Source organism: Paraburkholderia bryophila (genome assembly GCF_013409255.1).
Classification (GTDB): Bacteria; Pseudomonadota; Gammaproteobacteria; order Burkholderiales; family Burkholderiaceae; genus Paraburkholderia.
The window spans coordinates 1,730,564-1,748,840 of record NZ_JACCAS010000001.1; the positions used below are offsets into that span (position 1 = coordinate 1,730,564).

General features: G+C 62.9%; 14 protein-coding genes and 1 tRNA gene. 8 read left to right on the plus strand and 7 right to left on the minus strand.

Going from position 1 to position 18,277, the window contains the following annotated elements:
- The first annotated feature begins 121 nt into the window (after window positions 1-121).
- A complete protein-coding gene (locus GGD40_RS07755) occupies window positions 122-1,330 on the plus strand; it encodes a chromate transporter (RefSeq protein ID WP_179706069.1) in 1,209 nt (402 codons plus the stop codon).
- Window positions 1,331-1,417: 87 nt separating this feature from the next.
- Here the strand turns inward: GGD40_RS07755 and GGD40_RS07760 are convergent, their stop codons facing one another.
- The 5 genes from GGD40_RS07760 to GGD40_RS07780 all read right to left on the minus strand — a co-directional run bounded on the left by GGD40_RS07760 (window position 1,418) and on the right by GGD40_RS07780 (window position 9,264).
- A complete protein-coding gene (locus tag GGD40_RS07760) occupies window positions 1,418-1,876 on the minus strand; it encodes a CopD family protein (RefSeq protein ID WP_179706071.1) in 459 nt (152 codons plus the stop codon).
- A gap of 173 nt (window positions 1,877-2,049) precedes the next feature.
- Complete coding sequence (parC, locus tag GGD40_RS07765) at window positions 2,050-4,374, minus strand: DNA topoisomerase IV subunit A (RefSeq protein WP_179743280.1); 2,325 nt, start codon at window positions 4,372-4,374, stop codon at window positions 2,050-2,052.
- Between the two features lie 64 nt (window positions 4,375-4,438).
- On the minus strand, window positions 4,439-6,424 hold the full coding sequence (gene parE, locus GGD40_RS07770) for a DNA topoisomerase IV subunit B (RefSeq protein ID WP_179706076.1): 1,986 nt from the start codon (window positions 6,422-6,424) through the stop codon (window positions 4,439-4,441).
- Window positions 6,425-6,740: 316 nt separating this feature from the next.
- Window positions 6,741-8,678 (minus strand): ATP-binding cassette domain-containing protein, encoded by a 1,938-nt coding sequence (locus tag GGD40_RS07775; RefSeq protein ID WP_179743281.1) that lies wholly within the window; start codon window positions 8,676-8,678, stop codon window positions 6,741-6,743.
- A 184-nt stretch (window positions 8,679-8,862) separates the two neighbouring features.
- Window positions 8,863-9,264, minus strand: coding sequence for a DUF4399 domain-containing protein (locus GGD40_RS07780; protein WP_179706080.1), 402 nt, complete (start codon window positions 9,262-9,264; stop codon window positions 8,863-8,865).
- 330 nt (window positions 9,265-9,594) lie between these two features.
- Between GGD40_RS07780 and GGD40_RS07785 the strand changes: the two genes are divergently transcribed.
- The 7 genes from GGD40_RS07785 to GGD40_RS07815 all read left to right on the plus strand — a co-directional run bounded on the left by GGD40_RS07785 (window position 9,595) and on the right by GGD40_RS07815 (window position 14,901).
- Complete coding sequence (locus GGD40_RS07785; RefSeq protein ID WP_035552069.1) at window positions 9,595-9,786, plus strand: rubredoxin; 192 nt, start codon at window positions 9,595-9,597, stop codon at window positions 9,784-9,786.
- Window positions 9,787-10,098: 312 nt separating this feature from the next.
- Window positions 10,099-10,635 (plus strand): PAAR domain-containing protein, encoded by a 537-nt coding sequence (locus GGD40_RS07790; RefSeq protein WP_179743282.1) that lies wholly within the window; start codon window positions 10,099-10,101, stop codon window positions 10,633-10,635.
- Window positions 10,632-11,345 carry a VRR-NUC domain-containing protein gene (locus tag GGD40_RS07795; RefSeq protein WP_179743283.1) on the plus strand — a complete coding sequence of 238 codons (714 nt, stop codon included), beginning with the start codon at window positions 10,632-10,634 and terminating at the stop codon, window positions 11,343-11,345. The genes GGD40_RS07790 and GGD40_RS07795 overlap by 4 nt, the downstream gene beginning before the upstream one ends.
- Window positions 11,346-11,364: 19 nt before the next feature.
- Window positions 11,365-12,459 carry a type VI immunity family protein gene (locus tag GGD40_RS07800; protein ID WP_179743284.1) on the plus strand — a complete coding sequence of 365 codons (1,095 nt, stop codon included), beginning with the start codon at window positions 11,365-11,367 and terminating at the stop codon, window positions 12,457-12,459.
- A 440-nt stretch (window positions 12,460-12,899) separates the two neighbouring features.
- Window positions 12,900-12,974 (plus strand) — tRNA-Arg (locus GGD40_RS07805).
- Between the two features lie 283 nt (window positions 12,975-13,257).
- A complete protein-coding gene (locus GGD40_RS07810) occupies window positions 13,258-13,611 on the plus strand; it encodes a YciI family protein (protein ID WP_035552189.1) in 354 nt (117 codons plus the stop codon).
- Window positions 13,612-13,650: 39 nt separating this feature from the next.
- Window positions 13,651-14,901 carry an RNA polymerase sigma factor gene (locus tag GGD40_RS07815; RefSeq protein ID WP_179743285.1) on the plus strand — a complete coding sequence of 417 codons (1,251 nt, stop codon included), beginning with the start codon at window positions 13,651-13,653 and terminating at the stop codon, window positions 14,899-14,901.
- A gap of 108 nt (window positions 14,902-15,009) precedes the next feature.
- On the opposite strand, the gene modA is transcribed toward GGD40_RS07815, so the two are convergent.
- Window positions 15,010-15,852 (minus strand): molybdate ABC transporter substrate-binding protein, encoded by an 843-nt coding sequence (gene modA / locus GGD40_RS07820; protein ID WP_218900839.1) that lies wholly within the window; start codon window positions 15,850-15,852, stop codon window positions 15,010-15,012.
- A gap of 2 nt (window positions 15,853-15,854) precedes the next feature.
- Window positions 15,855-17,984, minus strand: coding sequence for a TonB-dependent receptor (locus GGD40_RS07825; protein ID WP_179743286.1), 2,130 nt, complete (start codon window positions 17,982-17,984; stop codon window positions 15,855-15,857).
- Window positions 17,985-18,277: the final 293 nt, after the last annotated feature.

Sequence of the window (18,277 nt, forward strand, 5' to 3'; positions counted from 1 at the left end):
CGCAAAACCAGCTACATTCACGCAGTACCGCATCACAGCGCGATGCCCGCCACCGGCCGCGCCACCATATAACGATGATCCCGGAGGGTGGGCGCGCCGAGTGCCGGTCGCCCGCGGCGCCATGCAGACGATCACGAGCCAGGATGCCGCCCGACGAGGCGCACGAGAACCCCTATGGACGCTATTCCGGGTCGTATTCGGCCTGTCGGCGCTGTCATGGGGCGGCCTCGCGCTGATGGCGCAACTCGAAAACCACTACGTCGAACGCGAAGGGCGGCTGTCGCGCATCGCCTTCTCCGATCTGATCGCGCTTGCGTGGATGGTGCCCGGTCCCGTGGGCTGCAATGTCGCCGTGCAAGTGGGACACGCATTGCGCGGACGCGCCGGCGCATGGATCGCGGGCGTCGCCAGCGTGCTGCCCTTCTTCACGCTGATGACGCTGTTCGCGATCTTCTACCGCACACCGTTCGTACGCGCCGCCGCGTCGCAAACCTTGTTGAATCACTTCAGTGTCGTGCTGGCCACGTTGATCGCCGTCACCTGGTATAAGCAGGCGCGGGCGCTGCTGCGCGGCAAGCTCGAATGGCTCGCGGCGGTGCTCGGCTGCGTCGCGCTTTTCTATGCGCGCAGTCCCGCTGCTTATGTGGCGATGCTCGGTGCAGCCTTCGGCGCGGGCTGGGTGATCAGCCCGATTCGCAATACGCGGCTTGTCGTGTCGTTCGGACGCGGCGACCGGCGTCTGCTGATCGCGCTGTGCGTGCTGCTGGTGCTGTTCGCGGTGCCGTTGCCGACTCGCTATGAACTGGCGCTGCTGTGGCCGCGTCTGGCGGGCGCAGGGATGACCTTGTTCGGCGGCGGCTTCTCCGCTCTGCCGGTTTTGAAGACGCTGTTCGTCACCCCGGCGATCGGCGTATCGGACAATGATTTCACGTTGGCGTTTTCGTTGTCGCCGCTGTCGCCGGGTCCGCTGCTGAACGTGGTGCCGTTTTTCGGCTATCTGGTGGATGGCTGGCTGGGCGCGCTGATCGCCACGCTCGCGTTATTCGTGCCGTCGGGCTGCCTGGTCGTGCTGGCGCAGCGGCATCTGCATCAACTGAAGGCGAATCCGCGCTTCGAACACGGCATGCGGATGCTGCGCGCGGTGACCACCGCGTTTCTCGCAGTGGCGGTGCTGCGCATTGCCGGGCATGTGCCGTTCAAGCCGGCTTATCTGATTACCGTGCTGTTTTCCGGCATGTGCTTCGTGAAGCTGAAGGTGCCGGTCTACGTGGTGTATGGGACAGTGGCGGTGGTGTGCGGGTTGTGGCTGGCGTATGGGGCGCTGCCTTAGACCCGCTTGTCGTGTGACTCGTAGCGCCCTGGCTGCGCGGCAGCAATGCCACGCAGCGGTCCGGCTTCAGGCTTCAGGCCTGCAACATCAGAATCCGCGCGACAGCACGGCGACACCGATCGTCACCACGCCAAGCACGATATTGATCAGCACCAGCCGCCGGATCGTACCGACCGCTTGCGCGCCGTCCGGCCATTTCTGCGCCTGCACCGCACGCCGAATGCGCGGGAACACCGCGAACCGGATATGCCCGAAGATCAGCATCATCACGATGCCGAGACCGGCCATGGCATGCAACGGCCACATAGCGTGACCGCCGCCGAATTGCATCAGCAAGAATCCGCCGGTGATCAGAATCACCAGCACCGCCGCCGCGACCCAATTGAAGAAACGGCTAAACACGGATTCCCACAAGGGCAGGCGCAATTGCGGCGATAAATCGGCAATGGCCGGGCGCAGACAGAAATGCGCGAAGATCATCCCACCCACCCACACCGCGACTGCGAGCAGATGGAGAAAGAGTGCGAGTTCGATAGCTTTGTTCATGTTGTTTTCCTCTCCCGACGACGCCATGCCGCTTATGACGAATAATATTTGCGGCGGCTATTGAGCGCATTCGACCGCGCGCTGTGCGTGCAGTTCCTGACGCGTGAGGCTTTCCCCGCGGCGAGCGCCCCGCATGCTAGCAGAGGCTCGCCGTGCTCGACCGTCAAGCTTTGTTAAGCAGCCGACACTGGACGCATACCGTCGAGCTTCATCTTGCTCTCGGGCGTGCGTCCCTTGCGCGCCCGTTTGCCGACGTGCGGCGCGAGCGCGGCGGGGCCGAGCTTTTCTTCGTCGACGCGGCCACCGCGCCGCGTGCCGATCAGGATCACGCCCGCATGGTTGACGGACAGCGCCTGCACCAGCGTTTCGTTATCGTCGAGCCCCATCAGCGTGACGCCGCGGCCGCCACCCGACAGCGTCTTCATCTCGTCGAGACTGAACACCAGCAAACGCCCGCCCGACGACAAACACGCAATGTGCGTCGCATCCGGCAACATCGGCATCGGCACGAGCGGTGCGGCGCCGGCGTCGATCGTCATGAACGACTTGCCTGCCTTCACGCGGCTGACCATATCGCCGACCTTGGCGATAAAGCCGAAGCCGTTGCTCGATGCAAGCAGCAAGGCCTGATCCGCGGATGCCGCGTAGTAATGCATCAGATGGCTACCCGACTCGAGTTCGATCAGCGACGTGACCGGCACACCGTCGCCACGGCCGCCCGGCAGCAAGGCCACCGCGACTGAATAGACGCGGCCGTTGCTGCCCCACGCGACCAGCGTGTCCGGCGTGCGGCACTGGAACGCCGCGTAGAGGCCGTCGCCGGCCTTGAACGTGAAGCTCGCTGCATCGAGACCGTGTCCCTTCAGCGCTCGCACCCAGCCCTTCTGCGACACGACCAGCGTGACCGGTTCGTCGACCACCCGTGCTTCGAACGTGGCGCGTTTTTCCTGCTGGATCAGCGTGCGGCGCTCGTCGCCGTATTGCTTCGTGTCGCTCTCGATTTCCTTGATGAGCAGACGCTTCATGGCCGATTCGCTGCCGAGCAGCTCTTCGAGCTTGGCCTTTTCGTCGCGCAGTTCGGCCAGTTCCTTCTCGATCTTGATCTTCTCGAGTCGCGCCAACTGACGCAGCCGGATTTCGAGAATGTCTTCGGTCTGCCGGTCGGACAAGCCGAACGCGGCCATCAACGCGACCTTCGGTTCGTCCGCTTCGCGAATGATGCGGATGACTTCGTCGATATTCAGAAAGACGATCATCCGGCCTTCGAGAATATGAATCCGGTCGTTGACCTTCGACAGCCTATGACGCGTGCGACGCGTCACGGTCGCGAAGCGGAACGCGATCCACTCCTGCAGAATTTCGCGCACGCCCTTCTGACGCGGCCGGCCGTCGCCGCCCACCATCACCAGATTCAGCGACGCGTTCGATTCCAGGCTCGTATGCGCGAGCAGCGTGTTGACGAAATCGGTCTGGTCGATGCGGCTCGACTTCGGCTCGAACACGAGACGCACCGGCGCATCGCGGCCGGACTCGTCGCGCACCGCGTCGAGCAGCCCGAGCATGGTCTGCTTGGTCTGCAGTTGTTCGGGCGTGAGCGTCTTCTTGCCGAGCTTGATCTTCGGATTGGTCTGCTCTTCGATTTCCTCGAGCACCTTCTGCGCGGCCGTATTCGGCGGCAGTTCCGTGATCACCAGTTGCCACTGGCCGCGTGCGAGTTCTTCGATCTTCCAGCGCGCGCGTACCTTCAGACTGCCGCGGCCGGTTTCGTACGCCGCGGAGATTTCCGCTTCGCTCGAAATAATCTGGCCGCCGCCCGGGAAGTCCGGTCCCGGAATGTGTTGCATCAATTCGGCATGCGACAGGTTCGGGTTGCGGATCATCGCGACCGCGGCGCCTGCGACTTCGCGCAGGTTGTGCGACGGAATTTCCGTGGCCAGACCCACTGCGATGCCCGATGCGCCGTTGAGCAGCACGAACGGCAGACGCGCGGGCAGCAGCCTCGGCTCGTCGAACTCGCCGTCGTAGTTCTTCATGAAATCAACCGTGCCCTGGTCGATCTCGTCGAGCAGCAGCTTCGCGATCGGCGTCAGGCGCGCTTCGGTGTAGCGCATGGCCGCTGCGCCGTCGCCGTCGCGCGAACCGAAGTTGCCCTGGCCGTCGATCAGCGGGTAGCGCATCGAGAAGTCTTGCGCGAGACGCACCAGCGCGTCGTACGCCGACTGGTCGCCGTGCGGGTGGTACTTACCCAGCACGTCGCCGACCACGCGTGCGGACTTGACCGGCTTCGCGTTGTCGGACAGGCCCATGTCGTTCATCGCGAACAGGATGCGGCGCTGCACCGGCTTCTGGCCGTCGCACACGTCCGGCAGCGCGCGGCCCTTGACCACGCTCACCGCATACTCGAGGTACGCGCCTTCCGCGTAATTGCCGAGCGTCAGAAAGTCGCCCTCCGGGGGCGGCGGCGCGGTGAAAAGGTCGAGAGTGTTGTCGTCGTCCATCTAGATTCCGTATCCGTGTTTGGCTTGAAGTGAGTTCAGGGAGGTCGAGCGCGCTTCTACGCGCTCAGATGTCCGCTTCCACTTCGTTGCCCTTTTCTTCCAGCCAGCTACGGCGCGAAGCCGCTTCGCCCTTGCCCATCAGCATGGTCATGCGCGCTACCGTGGCGTCGTAGTCGAGTTCGCCGAGCGCGACCGGCGTCAGACGCCGCGTGTCGGGGTTCATCGTCGTATCCCACAACTGTTCCGCGCTCATTTCGCCGAGACCCTTGAAGCGGCTGATCGACCACTGCGTGTCGCGTACGCCGTCTTTACGGAGTTTGTCGAGGATCGCTTCGAGTTCGCCCGCGTCGAGCGCGTACAGCTTCTGCGCCGGCTTCTTGCCGCGCGCCGGTGCGTCGACCCGGAACAACGGCGGACGCGCGACGCACACATGCCCGCGCTCGATCAGTTGCGGGAAATGCTTGAAGAACAGCGTGAGCAGCAGCACCTGAATATGCGAACCGTCGACGTCAGCGTCCGACAGAATGCAAATCTTGCCGTAGCGCAGATTCGACAGATCGATCTTGTCGTCCGGGCTATGCGGATCGACGCCGATCGCCACCGAGATATCGTGCACTTCGTTATTGGCGAACAGCCGGTCGCGTTCGGTTTCCCACGTGTTCAGCACCTTGCCGCGCAACGGCAGGATCGCCTGATATTCCTTGTCGCGGCCCATCTTCGCCGAACCGCCCGCCGAGTCGCCCTCGACGAGGAACAGTTCGTTGCGGCCGATTTCCGTCGACTCGCAATCGGTCAGCTTGCCCGGCAACACCGCCACGCCCGAGCTCTTGCGCTTCTCGACCTTCTGGCCGGCACGCGTGCGCGCCTGCGCCTGCTTGATGACGAGGTCGGCGAGTTTCTTGCCGTGCTCGACGTGCTGATTCAGCCACAACTCCAGCGCCGGCCGCGTGAACGACGACACCAGCTTGACCGCGTCGCGGCTATTCAACCGTTCCTTGATCTGCCCTTGGAATTGCGGGTCGAGCACCTTGGCCGACAGCACGAACGAGACGCGCGCGAATACGTCTTCGGCGAGCAGCTTCACGCCCTTCGGCTGCAGATTGTGCATTTCGACGAAGCTCTTCACCGCCTGGAACAGACCGTCGCGCAAACCGGATTCGTGCGTGCCGCCCGCGGGCGTCGGAATCAGGTTCACGTACGACTCGCGCATCAGCGTGCCTTCTTCGCTCCACGCGACGACCCACGACGCGCCCTCGCCTTCCGCGAAGGTCTCTTCGCTCGTGCGCGAGTTGTCGACGAAACGCTCGCCCTCGAACAGCGGGATCAGCAGATCGCTGCCGTTCATGCCTTCGAGCAGATAGCCGCGCAGACCGTCTTCGTATTTCCAGGTTTGCTGTTCGCCGGTTTTCTCGTTGATCAGCGTGACTTCGACGCCCGGCAGCAGCACCGCTTTCGAGCGCAACAGACGTTGCAGTTCGCCGAGCGGCAGGTTCGGTGAGTCGAAGTATTTCGGATTGGCCCACGCGGTGACGCGCGTGCCGGACTTCTTGTCGCCCTTCACGGCGGAACGCACTTCGAGCTCTTTGGCGACGTCGCCATTGGCGAAGCTCAGATCGGCGACCTTGCCGTCGCGCCACACGGTGACGTCGAGGCGGTTGGACAGCGCATTGGTGACCGACACGCCGACGCCGTGCAGGCCGCCCGAGAACGTGTACGCGCCGCCGGCGGCTTTGTCGAACTTGCCGCCCGCGTGCAGGCGCGTGAAGACGATTTCGACGACCGGCACGCCTTCTTCCGGATGCAGGCCGAATGGAATGCCACGGCCGTCGTCTTCCACCGAGACCGAGTGGTCCGCGTGCAGCGTGACGGTGATTTGCCGGCCGTGGCCGCCGAGGGCCTCGTCCGACGCGTTGTCGATGACTTCCTGAATGATGTGCAGCGGATTTTCGGTGCGGGTGTACATCCCGGGCCGTTGCTTGACCGGCTCGAGGCCCTTCAACACCTTGATCGACGCTTCGCTATACGCGGCGTTTGGCTTTTTCGTAGACATGGTTGACTCGGGTGCGGCGGTTCATCGTTGCCCACAGTTCCTGTGGACAGGTCCGTGGACAATGCGTTGACTTTTCAAAAAAAGCGAAACGAAACAACGGGGTTAGGTATCGTGCCCGCCGTGCGGGCATGCCTATTCGCGAGGTATTTTACTGATTTCGAATCAGGCGGCAATTCACGACATGCCGGATTGGCCATCTGGACAAGGGGCGGTGTGGACGAAGACCCCGCCTTGATCTCGACGAGCGACGGCCAGCGGGCGCGCCGCGAAGCACAGCGCGCTGTCGCGCTGCGCTCACGGCCGCCGCTTGCGCGCATCACTTGCGGCGGTTTTCCAGTTCGTCCCAGCGTTCCAGCGCGACCAGCAGTTCTTCGTCGATCGCGGCATAGCGTTCAGTCAGGCGCGTGCCTTCCTGCGGGTCTTTGGCGAACACGGAGCCGTCTTCCAGTTGTGCGCCGATGGTCTTCTGCTCGGCTTCCAGCGCAGCGATCTTCGGCGGCAGCGCCTCCAGTTCGCGCTGTTCCTTGAAGGACAGCTTGGCCGCGCGCGGCGTTTTGAGGGCCGCCGCGTTGTCTTTGGCCGCTGCCGTGCCTTTACCTGCTTCCTTACCGGTTTCCTTCTGCGCGTCCTGCGCCATTTGCTGCGAGCGGTCGCGCTGAATCTGCCAGTCGGTAAAGCCGCCGACGTATTCGCGCCACTTGCCGCCGCCTTCCGCCGCGATCACCGAGGTCGCGACGTTATCCAGGAACGCGCGATCGTGGCTGACCAGCAGCACCGTGCCGTCGTATTCGGTGAGCAGTTCTTCGAGCAGTTCGAGCGTGGGAATGTCGAGGTCGTTGGTCGGTTCGTCGAGCACCAGCACGTTGGCCGGCCGCGCGAACAGACGCGCCAGCAGCAGACGGTTACGCTCGCCGCCCGACAGCGACTTGACCGGCGAACGCGCGCGTTCCGGCGCGAACAGGAAGTCGCCGAGATAGCTCATGACGTGCTTCTTCTGGCCGTTGACTTCGACCCATTCGCTGCCCGGGCTGATGGTGTCCGCGAGGCTCTTTTCCAGATCCAGTTGCGCGCGCATCTGGTCGAAATAGGCGACCTGCAGATTGGTGCCGACGCGCACCGTGCCTTCGTCCGGCGCCAGTTCGGCGAGGATCATCTTGAGCAGCGTGGTCTTGCCCGCGCCGTTCGGGCCGACAAAACCGATCTTGTCGCCGCGCATGACCGTGGCCGTGAAGTTGTCGACCACCGTGCGCGAACCGTAGCGCTTGGTCACGTCGGTCAATTCGGCGACGATCTTGCCGGACTTCTCGCCCTGGCCGACGTCGAGCCTGACGTTGCCCTGCACGTTGCGGCGTTCCGCGCGCTGATCACGCATCTCCACGAGCCGCGCGATCCGGCCGACGCTGCGCGTGCGGCGCGCCTCGACGCCTTTGCGGATCCATACTTCTTCCTGCGCGAGCAGCTTGTCGAACTTGGCCGCTTCGACCTGTTCGATTTCAAGTTGCTGCGCCTTGCGCGTCTGGTAAGCGGAGAAATTGCCCGGATACGACAGCAGACGCCCGCGATCCAGATCGACGATACGCGTGGCGACACGGTCGAGAAACGCGCGGTCGTGGGTAATGAAGAACAGGCCCGCGCGCAGCGAGACCAGCAGGTCTTCGAGCCAGCGAATGCCTTCGAAATCCAGGTGATTGGTCGGCTCGTCGAGCAGCAGCACGTCGGGCTGCACGACCAGCGCGCGCGCCAACGCCACGCGCTTTTGCATGCCGCCCGACAGCGAACCGACGCGCGCTTCGCCGTTCAGGCCGATCTGCTGCAACGTGGTGGCCACGCGGGTACTCCAGTTCCACGCGTCGACCGAGTCCAGCGACGATTGCAGCGTGTTCATGCGGTCCATCAGCGCATCGTGCTCCGCGCCTTCCGGCTCGTCGGCGAGCTGATTGGCGACCACGTCGTATTCGTCGAGCAGCGAACGGGCGTGCGCGAGGCCCGCGGCGACCGCCTCGAACACCGTGTCGTCCGTATCGAACTCGGGCTCCTGCGGCACGTAGACCGTGGTCAGATTCTGTTGACGCGTGACGAGGCCATCGTCAGGCTTGGTCAGATCCGCGACGATCTTCAGCAGCGACGACTTGCCCGCGCCGTTACGGCCGATCAGCCCAACGCGCTCGCCCGCTTCGAGAGAGAAATCCGCGTGATCGAGCAACGCGACGTGACCGAACGCGAGTTGCGCCCCGGTAATGGTGTAAAGCGACATGGAGAATTGGAGAAGACAGCGATGAGTCGGAACTGCCCATTGTACCGGGCGCGCGGGGCGGTGCCTGTATGGCGGAAGAGATAGGCTGTTTGGCGGGGTTGCGGAACGTGGAACCGCCGGGTGAGCGGCGTGAGCGGCCGGACAGGGCATGGGCGCCGAGCCGGCCGGCTCGTGCGGCGCGCGATTACTTCACGTGCACCGTGATGGTCTTGCTCAATTCCGGACCGTACGAACGATGCATGCCGTCGCCGAACTGCAGCGTCAGCGTGTGGTCGCCCGGCGGCAGCGTCAGATCGGTCTCGGTCTGGCCCTTGCCGAAGTGCAGCGACTTGTCGGTCGCAGGAATCACCTCGCCCTTGGGCAGCGGCTGACCGTCGATCAACAGATGATGATGGCCCGTGCCGTCAGTCATCGTGCCGGCCGGCGCGATCTTCATGCCGTCGACGGCGAACACTACGTGCACGGGATTGCTGACGGTCGCGCCGTCCGCCGGCTGCACGAACGACACGCTCGCCGCCTGCGCCACGCCCGACACGGCGAGCAATCCAGCCAGTGCCGCACCGGCCAACCATTTGTTTTTGAACATCGTTTTTCTCCTGTTGGAAACGAAAATGATGCGCGGGCCGGGTCGTCGAAAACGGCCTGACTGTGTGTGGCCGATCGTCGCAACGCGTGCCGGACGCCCGGCGCGGCTGTCCAAACGACAGGCTGCGGATCAGAGCATACACGCTGTGCGTGACGGGATTCGTGGGTCATTCGCCGGTCTGGTGCGGGTTGTCGTTGGCGCTTTGCGGCGCTGCAGCGTCGGTAGTTTTCGGTCGAATTGACAAATTCCGGTAGTATTGCGGCTCGCCGCCGTGCCTAAAAAAGGGGCAGACGGGCGGATCATTGCATTGAATAGAGAGAAGAGTACGTCGTGAGTGAAGTAATTGAAGTGACTGAATATAAGAGCTGGGTCTGCCTGATTTGCGGCTGGATCTACAACGAGGAAGAAGGTATTCCTGAAGAAGGCATCGAGCCAGGTACGCGCTTCGCCGCGATTCCGGAAGACTGGCGCTGCCCGCTTTGTGATGTGGGTAAGGCGGAGTTTGCGGTGGTGGAGTTTTGAGGTTTGCGTGAGTTTGCTCGTTGAGTGAGCTTTGAGTTTTGGCCTGGACACGCTGCGATAGTGGCGTGACGGCGCGGTGGTGCTGACGGTCCGGCAGGGGTTGCCCGCTGGGCCGTTTTGCGTTTTGGGGTGGGGTTTGGGCGGGCTGGCGTGGAAGGTGGACTCGCCCACTCCCTCATTGCCTGGGAAGGCCTTCGGTACGGAACATCACAAACTACAACAGTTCACCCTATCCACCTTGGCAGGATGATCATCCTCTGTTGGCCCATGCAACATTCCTCCGACAATTACTAGCAAAGAGGAATACGCGGAATGGGTTTTGCATTTATACGTGAGGGCGACACGACCTCGCACGGGGGGCGTGTACTCTCCTGCACGCCGAGTAACACGATGTATGGGAAGCCGCTCGCGCTTCTGGGCGACAAGGTGTCGTGCCCGAAATGTGGTGGCGTGTACCCGATCGTTTCGGCTAAGCAACTGGGCATGACCTTTGGCGGCCGCCCCGTTGCATCCGATGGCGACAAGACCGCTTGCGGAGCCGTACTCATCGCCACCCAATCCTCTGCCACAGCGACCCCGACCGGGGGTACCGGCGGATCTATCGGCAGCGGCAAAAGTGTTGTTTCACATGCCAACGATGGTCAACAGGATGGGCCGCACCGTGGTCGCTTTCAGGTGCTGGACGACATCACGAACCAACCCATCCCGAACCACCCCTACACGCTCACTTCCTCAACGGGACAGACGGTGCAGGGAACGACAGATACGAACGGCTACACCTCCTGGTTAGAAACTCATGAAGCATCGTCGCTGACTTTCGACCACGCCGGTTCGACGGTTGGCGCGTGACGGGCTATGCAAAAGGATCGGCGACCGGCTCCACTGCACCTAGCGAGGGACAAACCAACACGGCACGTTTGCGCCCAAACTCGATGGACCCGCAGGATCGCCAGGTGATCTGCTCCGCGATCTGCAAATGCAACGCGACGCCCAGCATCGGCGTCAAGGGTCAAACGCTGAAACAGCAATGTGTGAGCGGCCGGCTGAAAGCGATGGACACGCTGACTGACCATCAAAGCCCGTACAAGGCGGAGGTCAACTACGACATGAGCCAGGACCCGCCAGCGCCGATCATGGACGGTGGCATCGCCACGAAGTCGCACGACTACCTGCCAGGCTGGATCCAGAAGTATTGGCCTGGAGGGCTGGGCGGCTACACTCCCGGCGTGGGCAACATCCGGCGGCCCGACGTTGTGGTCGTCAAGGATCCCTCGCTGCCGCCGACTCAGGACAACCTGAAAAACGTGGTGGAGATCAAGTTCCCACCGGACACAGTTGATCTCAAACAGCAGGCTGCATACGAGGAAATCGCCGGTGAACCGAACAAGGTAGTCACCATGGGGCCGTCTGACTGTGGTTGCTCTGATGGGGATGAGCAGTCACAAAGCTCGACTTCCTCGTCGGCGGCAACTCAACTCGGCAAGCTGATCAGTCAAGGACTGAATAGCTACAGTCATGGTGGACTACCGCCCCCACCGATACCGCTGCCGCTGCCATGACCACAGAACGGACGAAACAATGAGTAACGAGCTTGAGCAATGGGCGCAGGATCCAACGAAGGCTGGAACCTTGCCTTACGCGGCCTTCGAGCCCAAGTATGCGCACGAAGGCGTCGGCGCTGCGGTGGTAGTTCGGGCCGCGCTGTATTTCAGGGGTGGCTACACGGCGGACAAACGGGAGTCGCTTTCGTGGGCGCTGGATGCCCACATCAAGTTGGCCAAACTAGCCTGTGGCGACGACCCAAACCCTCTTCGATGGCTGTGGTTCAACGGCAAGCCCGCGCTCCCGATCGCGAAGGCTCCCGCTCTGTCCGATCTCGCAACGCGCGTCGGCGATAACGAGGGATTCGACGCAATTTATGTGGGCGGCAAGACCGCACGCGAAGCGTCGTTCTACCAATTCAAGACGTTTTGCCTTGAACGGTTCCAGGCAGAACTTGGCACGCGAGGTCTGGACGTACTGGAATTCAGTCTGCCCGCCCCGTTTGTGCGCGCGAATCCGGAACCTTTCGTCAAGTTATTTGAGGAGAGCGCCGCTGTAGTCGACGCGGTTCATGGACACGCTGGTCTGGCGGTGAATCTATCCCCGACGGGGCGCAACGAAAACGAGAGCAGCGAGTATTTCATCGCGCAGCAGCTCGGCTCCGGCGTTGACGTTGGCGACCCAATCGCAATGAAAGTTCGGAAGCTCACCGATCGCATAAAGACCGTCGACTGGCTCACCTTGATCGACGACGGAATGCTGCATCGCGTGGGACACATCCCCGCGCTTCAATCGGAACTGCCCAAGGCCTGGTTCAGCCTGCAGCCGTGCAGCCAGGGTGCGCTGATCCGTGCGGGTGTTGTTCCGCAGGCTGGCGGCCCGCAAGAGGATGGGCAACCGGGCACACCGCCGCCAGCGTATGTTGTACTCAACGCAGCGCTGCGCAATGTCGTCGCGGAGAGCTTAGGCAGTCTGCAACGCGGCACCGTCAGCGGCGACGCGCCCGTGCACAACACAACGCCGAGCAGCGATGCGTGGCTTCGTCGTTTCGACGTGTCACCGGATGAGCTATTGCGCGCGAAGGCAGCCGTACTGGACACGACGAAGTTGCCGGGTTCAGGTGAAGCCTAAGGCATAGCAACCGCTGCAGACGACGCAGCGGCGACACGGGAATCACGCCGTATGGACGACGGCATCGGTTCGAAAAATCATGCGAATATTTTCTCGATCGCATCCGGTGCCGGGCGTCGCTCAAGCCTGCGCCGCACCTTTCGTTTTGAACGTTTTTGCTATACTCTGCCCTCGCTTATGTACTTGAGCACGCTGGCGACTGCCGACCAAGGGATAGAACCATGGTCTTTTCCGCTCAGAAGCTGTAGCAGTGCCAGATCGCCTTCGAGCGCTACAAGATCGACTCGTAGCAAAAGCGTAGCAAAGAGGGCGACAAGCCAAGATTCACAAGCTGTCACGGCGCTTCATTTAGGAAGAAGCAGAAATGCCGGAAACGCCACAGGGATAAGACCCAAGCCAATTTCAACAAGGCTCGCGTCATCCCGTTGCAAGTTATCCATCTCCCTGTAGTTCAATGGATAGAACAAGTGCCTCCTAAGCGCTAGATACAGGTTCGATTCCTGTCAGGGGGACCAACTAGCGTCCCAGCGTCACCCAAGTTTGCCTAAGAGAGCCCCGCATGCCTTGCGCTGCGGGGCTTTTTGTTGCCACTATTGCCAACATACAGTTGCCCAACCCAAGCAAGACGCTCCGGGTGGTACTGCTAGTCACATCACCGAACCCCCCCCAAAAAAACGCTCCCGCATCGACCCCACTATCAGAAAAACAGCAAAATGTCCAAATCCCGCAGGTTCAAGCGTCATTGTCCAGGCGGCGCAAATTGCCCGCCGACAACCCAACCCATGACGGAGATTCAAGATGCAATACATGTTGATGCTCTATGCGAATGAAGGCGGCTGGAACAGCCTGACGAAGACCGAGCAGGAACAGGGCGTGGCGGCCTACGCCGCATACACGGAGGCATTGAAAAAGGCAGGCGCACTCGTGGCCGGCGGCCGTCTGCAGCCAACCGCGACAGCAACAACCGTCCGTATCTCAGACGGCAAGTCGCAGGTGCTCGACGGACCCTACGTGGAGTCAAAAGAGCAACTGGGGGGCTACTACCTCATCGACGTGCCCAATCTCGATGCCGCCCTCTCGTGGGCATCACGCTGCCCGACCGCGAGTCACGGTGTGGTCGAGGTGCGGCCGCTTTGGCACGCTGCAGGCTGAGCCGAGCAATGACCCGCGTCTCAGGCAAGGCATGAACGCATGAACTTGCCCAACGACGCCATGAACGCGCGCGACACCGCAGACGCTGTCGCGCGCCGCAGCTTCGGCAAGCTCGTAGCCTTTCTCGCGGCACGTACGCGGGATGTGGCGGCAGCCGAAGATGCGCTATCGGAGGCATTCACCTCGGCGCTGGCCACGTGGCCGCACAACGGTTGTCCGTCGAACCCGGAAGCGTGGCTTCTCACCGTCGCGCGCCGCAAGATGATCGACCTCGCCAGGCGCCGCCGCACCGGCGAGGCGGCGGCCGTGCAATTGCTGCTCCTCGGACCGGAGTTCGACGACGGCGCGACGGACGCCGGCATCCCCGACGATCGTCTCCCACTGATGTTCGCCTGCACGCATCCGGCGATCGAAGCGGCCATCCGCGCACCGCTGATGCTGCAAGTGGTCCTCGGGCTCGACGCAAAGATGATCGCATCGGCGTTTCTCATGTCGCCGGCCGCCATGGGCAAGCGTCTCGTGCGAGCCAAAAACAAGATCCGCGAAGCCGGCATTGCGTTCAGCATCCCCGAGCGCGAGGAACTTGCCGGCCGGCTCGACGCTGTGCTCGACGCCATCTATGCCGCCTTTACGGAGGGCTGGACGGATCCGGGCGGCACCGATGTCGCGCGCCGCGACCTCACCGACGAAGCACTGTTTCTGGCCAGACTTGTGGCCGACCTGCTGCCGCGGGAACCGGAAACGCTAGGCCTGCTCGCCTGCATGCTGCATGCGCAGGCAAGGCGTCGCGCGCGACGCGGCGATGACGGCGAATACGTGCCGCTTGCCGAGCAGGACCCGGCGCTGTGGGACTGGCCGTTGATCGACGAGGCCGAAGCGCTGCTACGCCACGCAAGCGCGCTGGGTTCGATCGGGCGTTACCAGCTCGAAGGGGCGTTGCAGTCGGCGCATGTTCATCGGCGCCGTACCGGGCACGCCGACTGGGCCGCGGTGGTCCAGCTTTACGAGGCGCTCGCGCGGCTCACCGGCTCCCCGGTGGTCGCGATCAACCGGGCGCTCGCCGTCGCGGAGCTGCAGGGCGCGGACGCGGGCCTTATCGCGATGCAACAGGTAGCCGCCGACGCACGGCTCGCGCAATATCAACCGTACTGGGCGGCGCGCGCGGAACTGCTCGCGCGGACCGGCGCGCATCGCGAAGCGCGCGATGCCTACGACATGGCGATCGGCCTCGAACGCGATCCGGCGGTCCGCCGCTTCCTGCAGCGGCGCCAGGCCGGATTGGCCAACTGATCTGCTGTCGGCCGATGCGCCGCATACGTCCCGTTACCCCAAGGGCAACCGCGCTCAGTTCACTAACGTGATCGAACGTCCCGGCGACGAGCGCCGCATGCCTGTCCCCTACTGACGCGCAACAGGCGTGAACCCATACCGCGTCAACACGTCCTGCGCGGCGGGACTCATCAGATACAGCGCAAGCCGATACGCGGCATCGCGCGTGGCGGCGTTCTGCCGCGACTCAATAACGGTCATGCCATAGTCCGCTGCAATGGCCAGCTCAGCCGGCAGCTCGACCTGCGTCAGTGTCGTATCGGGCGTCGGTTCGTGCGAGCTGCAATAGCCGATGAAGACATCGATGCGTCGCGTCGTCATGAAGTATTTGACCGGATTCTGGCCGGCCGGCACCTGCGGCGCGACGGCACCGCCCACCAGTTGCTGCGCCTTCGCTTCGAGTGTTTGGGTCGCTCCCGGTCGAACGGTGCCGGCCTTCGCAAACAGCGCCCACGCGTAATCGCCGCCCGGATCCGACTTCGGCGTCGACGTGCCGATCTTGACGTTCGGATCGAGCAGCTTGTCGAGCAGGTTGCCGGTCGTCAGGCCAACGTCCGGGCGCGCCTCCACGCACAGCCGGTTTCTCGCGAAGACGACGGTGGGGGCCGCCTTGCCTTCCGCGCTGAGCTGTTGCGGATGCGCCATGTTTGCGGAAACGAAAATGTCCGCCTTGGCCGAGTGCTCGATCTTGTCGAGCAACATGCCGGCCGGCCCGCCGACGAGCTCGACCGGCTGACCGGTCTCGCTCGTGTATTGGCGCGTGATGGCGCCGAGCGCGCCACTCATGCTACCGGCCGTATAGATCGTGATGGCCGGCGCCGCGGGTGCCTGCTGCGCCGTGGCGAGGCCGGCGTTCATGGTCAGAACGGAGGGCAGCAGCGTCCGCAGCAGGATGGATTGCGATTTTTTCATGTTTAGAGGTCGATCTGGATTGACGCGCGAACGGTGCGCGGGGCGCCGAGTGTGGCGGTGCCGCTATCGCTGCCGGTGTAACCGCTCTGACCGGCCGGCGTGATGTTGGCCCAGTAGTGCCGGTTGGCGACGTTATCGACGCCGACCCGCAGCGTCACGGCTTTGGCGGCGATTTTCGTGCGATACCGCGCGCCGAGATTGAAGATCGTGTAACCGTCGGCGTAGTCGCTGTTCGAATAGTTGGCCGCGCGGCGACTCGCATAGTTCATGTCGACGTTGAAGCCGAGGCCGGCAACCGTGGGCACCGAGTAATCCACCAGGGCATCGAACACCACGCGCGACAGGCCGAGAATCTGCGTGCCATTGGTCGCTGCGACACCCGTGTTGTGCAAACGCGGATCCAGCAGCGAAAGTCCGGTGTAGATGTTGAGATCGCGGGTCACGGCGCCCGTCGCGGTCAGTTCGATCCCACGGTTGACCTGCTGGCCGCCTTCGGCGAAAACATTGTTCGATTCCACCAGCGCATACGGCCGTTCGATGCGATACAGCGCGGCGCCGAGCGTCGCGCCCGCAATGTCGACCTTGTAACCGAGCTCCCATTCCTTGCTTCGGTACGGCGCGAGGGAATTGCCCGCGTTGACCGTGCCCGACGGTGCGATATCGCCTTGCTGCAGGCTGTCCGCATACGTGAGGTAGGCGGTCATGTTCTCCTGCGGTTTGTACATCAGGCTAACCGTCGGACTGACGCCGTCGGCGGAATATTTGCTCGTGATCGTCCCTTTCGCGTTGTAGTTCTCGGCGTGGATCCAGCTTTGGCTGGCCGCGAGCAGCATCGACCAATGCTGGTTGAAACCGATCGTGTCGCCAACGTTGATCGATTGCTGGAACGTGCTGACGGAACGGTAGCGATTCGAGAAGTCAGGCAACGCCGGCTGGGCGAAACTCCCCGGATTGTTAAGGTTGCCGGTGCCGAGCGTGATGGCACCCGTTTGATAAGGCGTGTACCGATTCCAGTAAAAGCCCGTGGTGGAGACGAACACGTCGTGGGTCAGGCCGGCGAGCACGACATGGCCGTTCAACGCGATCGTATTGCTGATCACCTGGTCGAGACTGTACGTGGTCGTCGCCGTCGTTTCGGTGTAGGCGCCCTTGTTGTTGGTGAGCGTGAGCGTCGGCACGGTCGAAGCGCGGTCGTTCGTTTCGCGCTGCACGCCGGCGCTCAAGTGCCAGTCCGGATTGAAGTCGTGCTTCAGTGTGGCGCTCATCATGTTCGTGACGTTGTCGTCGCCGGCCCATGACTGGCCGTAGCCGACCGTCGCCGGGTTCGGCGCGGCGGGCAGCAACACGTTCTTCGCCAGGGCGAACGTCCCAGGGAAGCCGGTGTCCAGGTAATGGTAGGTGCTGAAGTTGGTTTCGAGCCGGGTGTCCGGCGTGAACCGGATATCGAAGGCCAGGCTCGCCAGGTCCCGGCGCAGACGGCTGCCCGAGACATAACCCTCGCCATTCTGGTTGAGCAGGTTGAGCCGGTAGCCGAAACGATCGTCGTTGCCGAAGTGCCCGCTTAGATCCGCGCGCTCGGTGAACAAAGCATTCGACTCGTAGCCGAACGTGAATTCGCGCAGCGGCTGGTCGGTCGGCCGCTTGAGCACGTAGTTGAACGTGCCGGCCGGGCTGGCCGGTCCGTAGAGCGCGCCGGCGAGGCCGCTCAGCACCTGGATACTGTCGAACTGCTCGATCGGGTAATCGGTCGTCGCGGCGATGTTCATGCCGTCGATACGCGTGTTCTGCACCACGCCGGCCTGCATGCCGCGTGTTTGAGGCCGGATATTCAGACCCTGCACCGAGGGGATGAAGCTGAACGCCTCCTGCACACTGCGCAGTTGCTGATTCTCAGCCAGCGACTTGGGGATGATGTTGATCGAATACGGCGTGTCGAGCAGATTTTTCTTGCCCAGCGGCCCGACGACCGCCTGATCGACCTGGTACGAAGGATAAGGAGTGGGCTTGATGCCGGTGATGACGATCGGGGTCAGTTGAGCGTCGGAATCCTGCGCATAGGCTGGGACGGTCGCGGCGACGCCTGCCGAGACGACGGCAAGCATGCGTAGGGTGCAGCGGGAGGGTGGTGTCATTGAAATTGCCGTTACGAAATATTGCGGTTCGCAATATTCCGCGAAATATAACGGGGTGCGCGAATTCTTGTAAGGGCTCAGGTGCAAATAGTTGAAATAGCATAAAAATTAAGCAAGCCGAGCCGCACGACGAGTTGCTGCTAGACGGTGCCGCCCGGAAGGAAGGTCAGCGCGCAGCGGAGAAGTACACGTGCGCGCGATGCAGCGGCGTGATGAGTCGCGTGCTGATGGGTAAGCCGGCGCGGCAGCTTTGGACGTTGATGAACGCGGGGCAGCATTGAGCCCGGCGGTGG

Coding starts and splice junctions, on each gene's coding strand:
- GGD40_RS07815 (WP_179743285.1), top strand. CDS start 13,651: ATGAACTTGCCCAACGACGCCATGAACGCGCGCGACACCGCAGACGCT.
- GGD40_RS07755 (WP_179706069.1), top strand. CDS start 122: ATGCAGACGATCACGAGCCAGGATGCCGCCCGACGAGGCGCACGAGAA.
- GGD40_RS07775 (WP_179743281.1), bottom strand. CDS start 8,678: ATGTCGCTTTACACCATTACCGGGGCGCAACTCGCGTTCGGTCACGTC.
- parE (WP_179706076.1), bottom strand. CDS start 6,424: ATGTCTACGAAAAAGCCAAACGCCGCGTATAGCGAAGCGTCGATCAAG.
- GGD40_RS07780 (WP_179706080.1), bottom strand. CDS start 9,264: ATGTTCAAAAACAAATGGTTGGCCGGTGCGGCACTGGCTGGATTGCTC.
- GGD40_RS07790 (WP_179743282.1), top strand. CDS start 10,099: ATGGGTTTTGCATTTATACGTGAGGGCGACACGACCTCGCACGGGGGG.
- GGD40_RS07800 (WP_179743284.1), top strand. CDS start 11,365: ATGAGTAACGAGCTTGAGCAATGGGCGCAGGATCCAACGAAGGCTGGA.
- modA (WP_218900839.1), bottom strand. CDS start 15,852: ATGAAAAAATCGCAATCCATCCTGCTGCGGACGCTGCTGCCCTCCGTT.
- GGD40_RS07825 (WP_179743286.1), bottom strand. CDS start 17,984: ATGACACCACCCTCCCGCTGCACCCTACGCATGCTTGCCGTCGTCTCG.
- GGD40_RS07810 (WP_035552189.1), top strand. CDS start 13,258: ATGCAATACATGTTGATGCTCTATGCGAATGAAGGCGGCTGGAACAGC.
- parC (WP_179743280.1), bottom strand. CDS start 4,374: ATGGACGACGACAACACTCTCGACCTTTTCACCGCGCCGCCGCCCCCG.
- GGD40_RS07760 (WP_179706071.1), bottom strand. CDS start 1,876: ATGAACAAAGCTATCGAACTCGCACTCTTTCTCCATCTGCTCGCAGTC.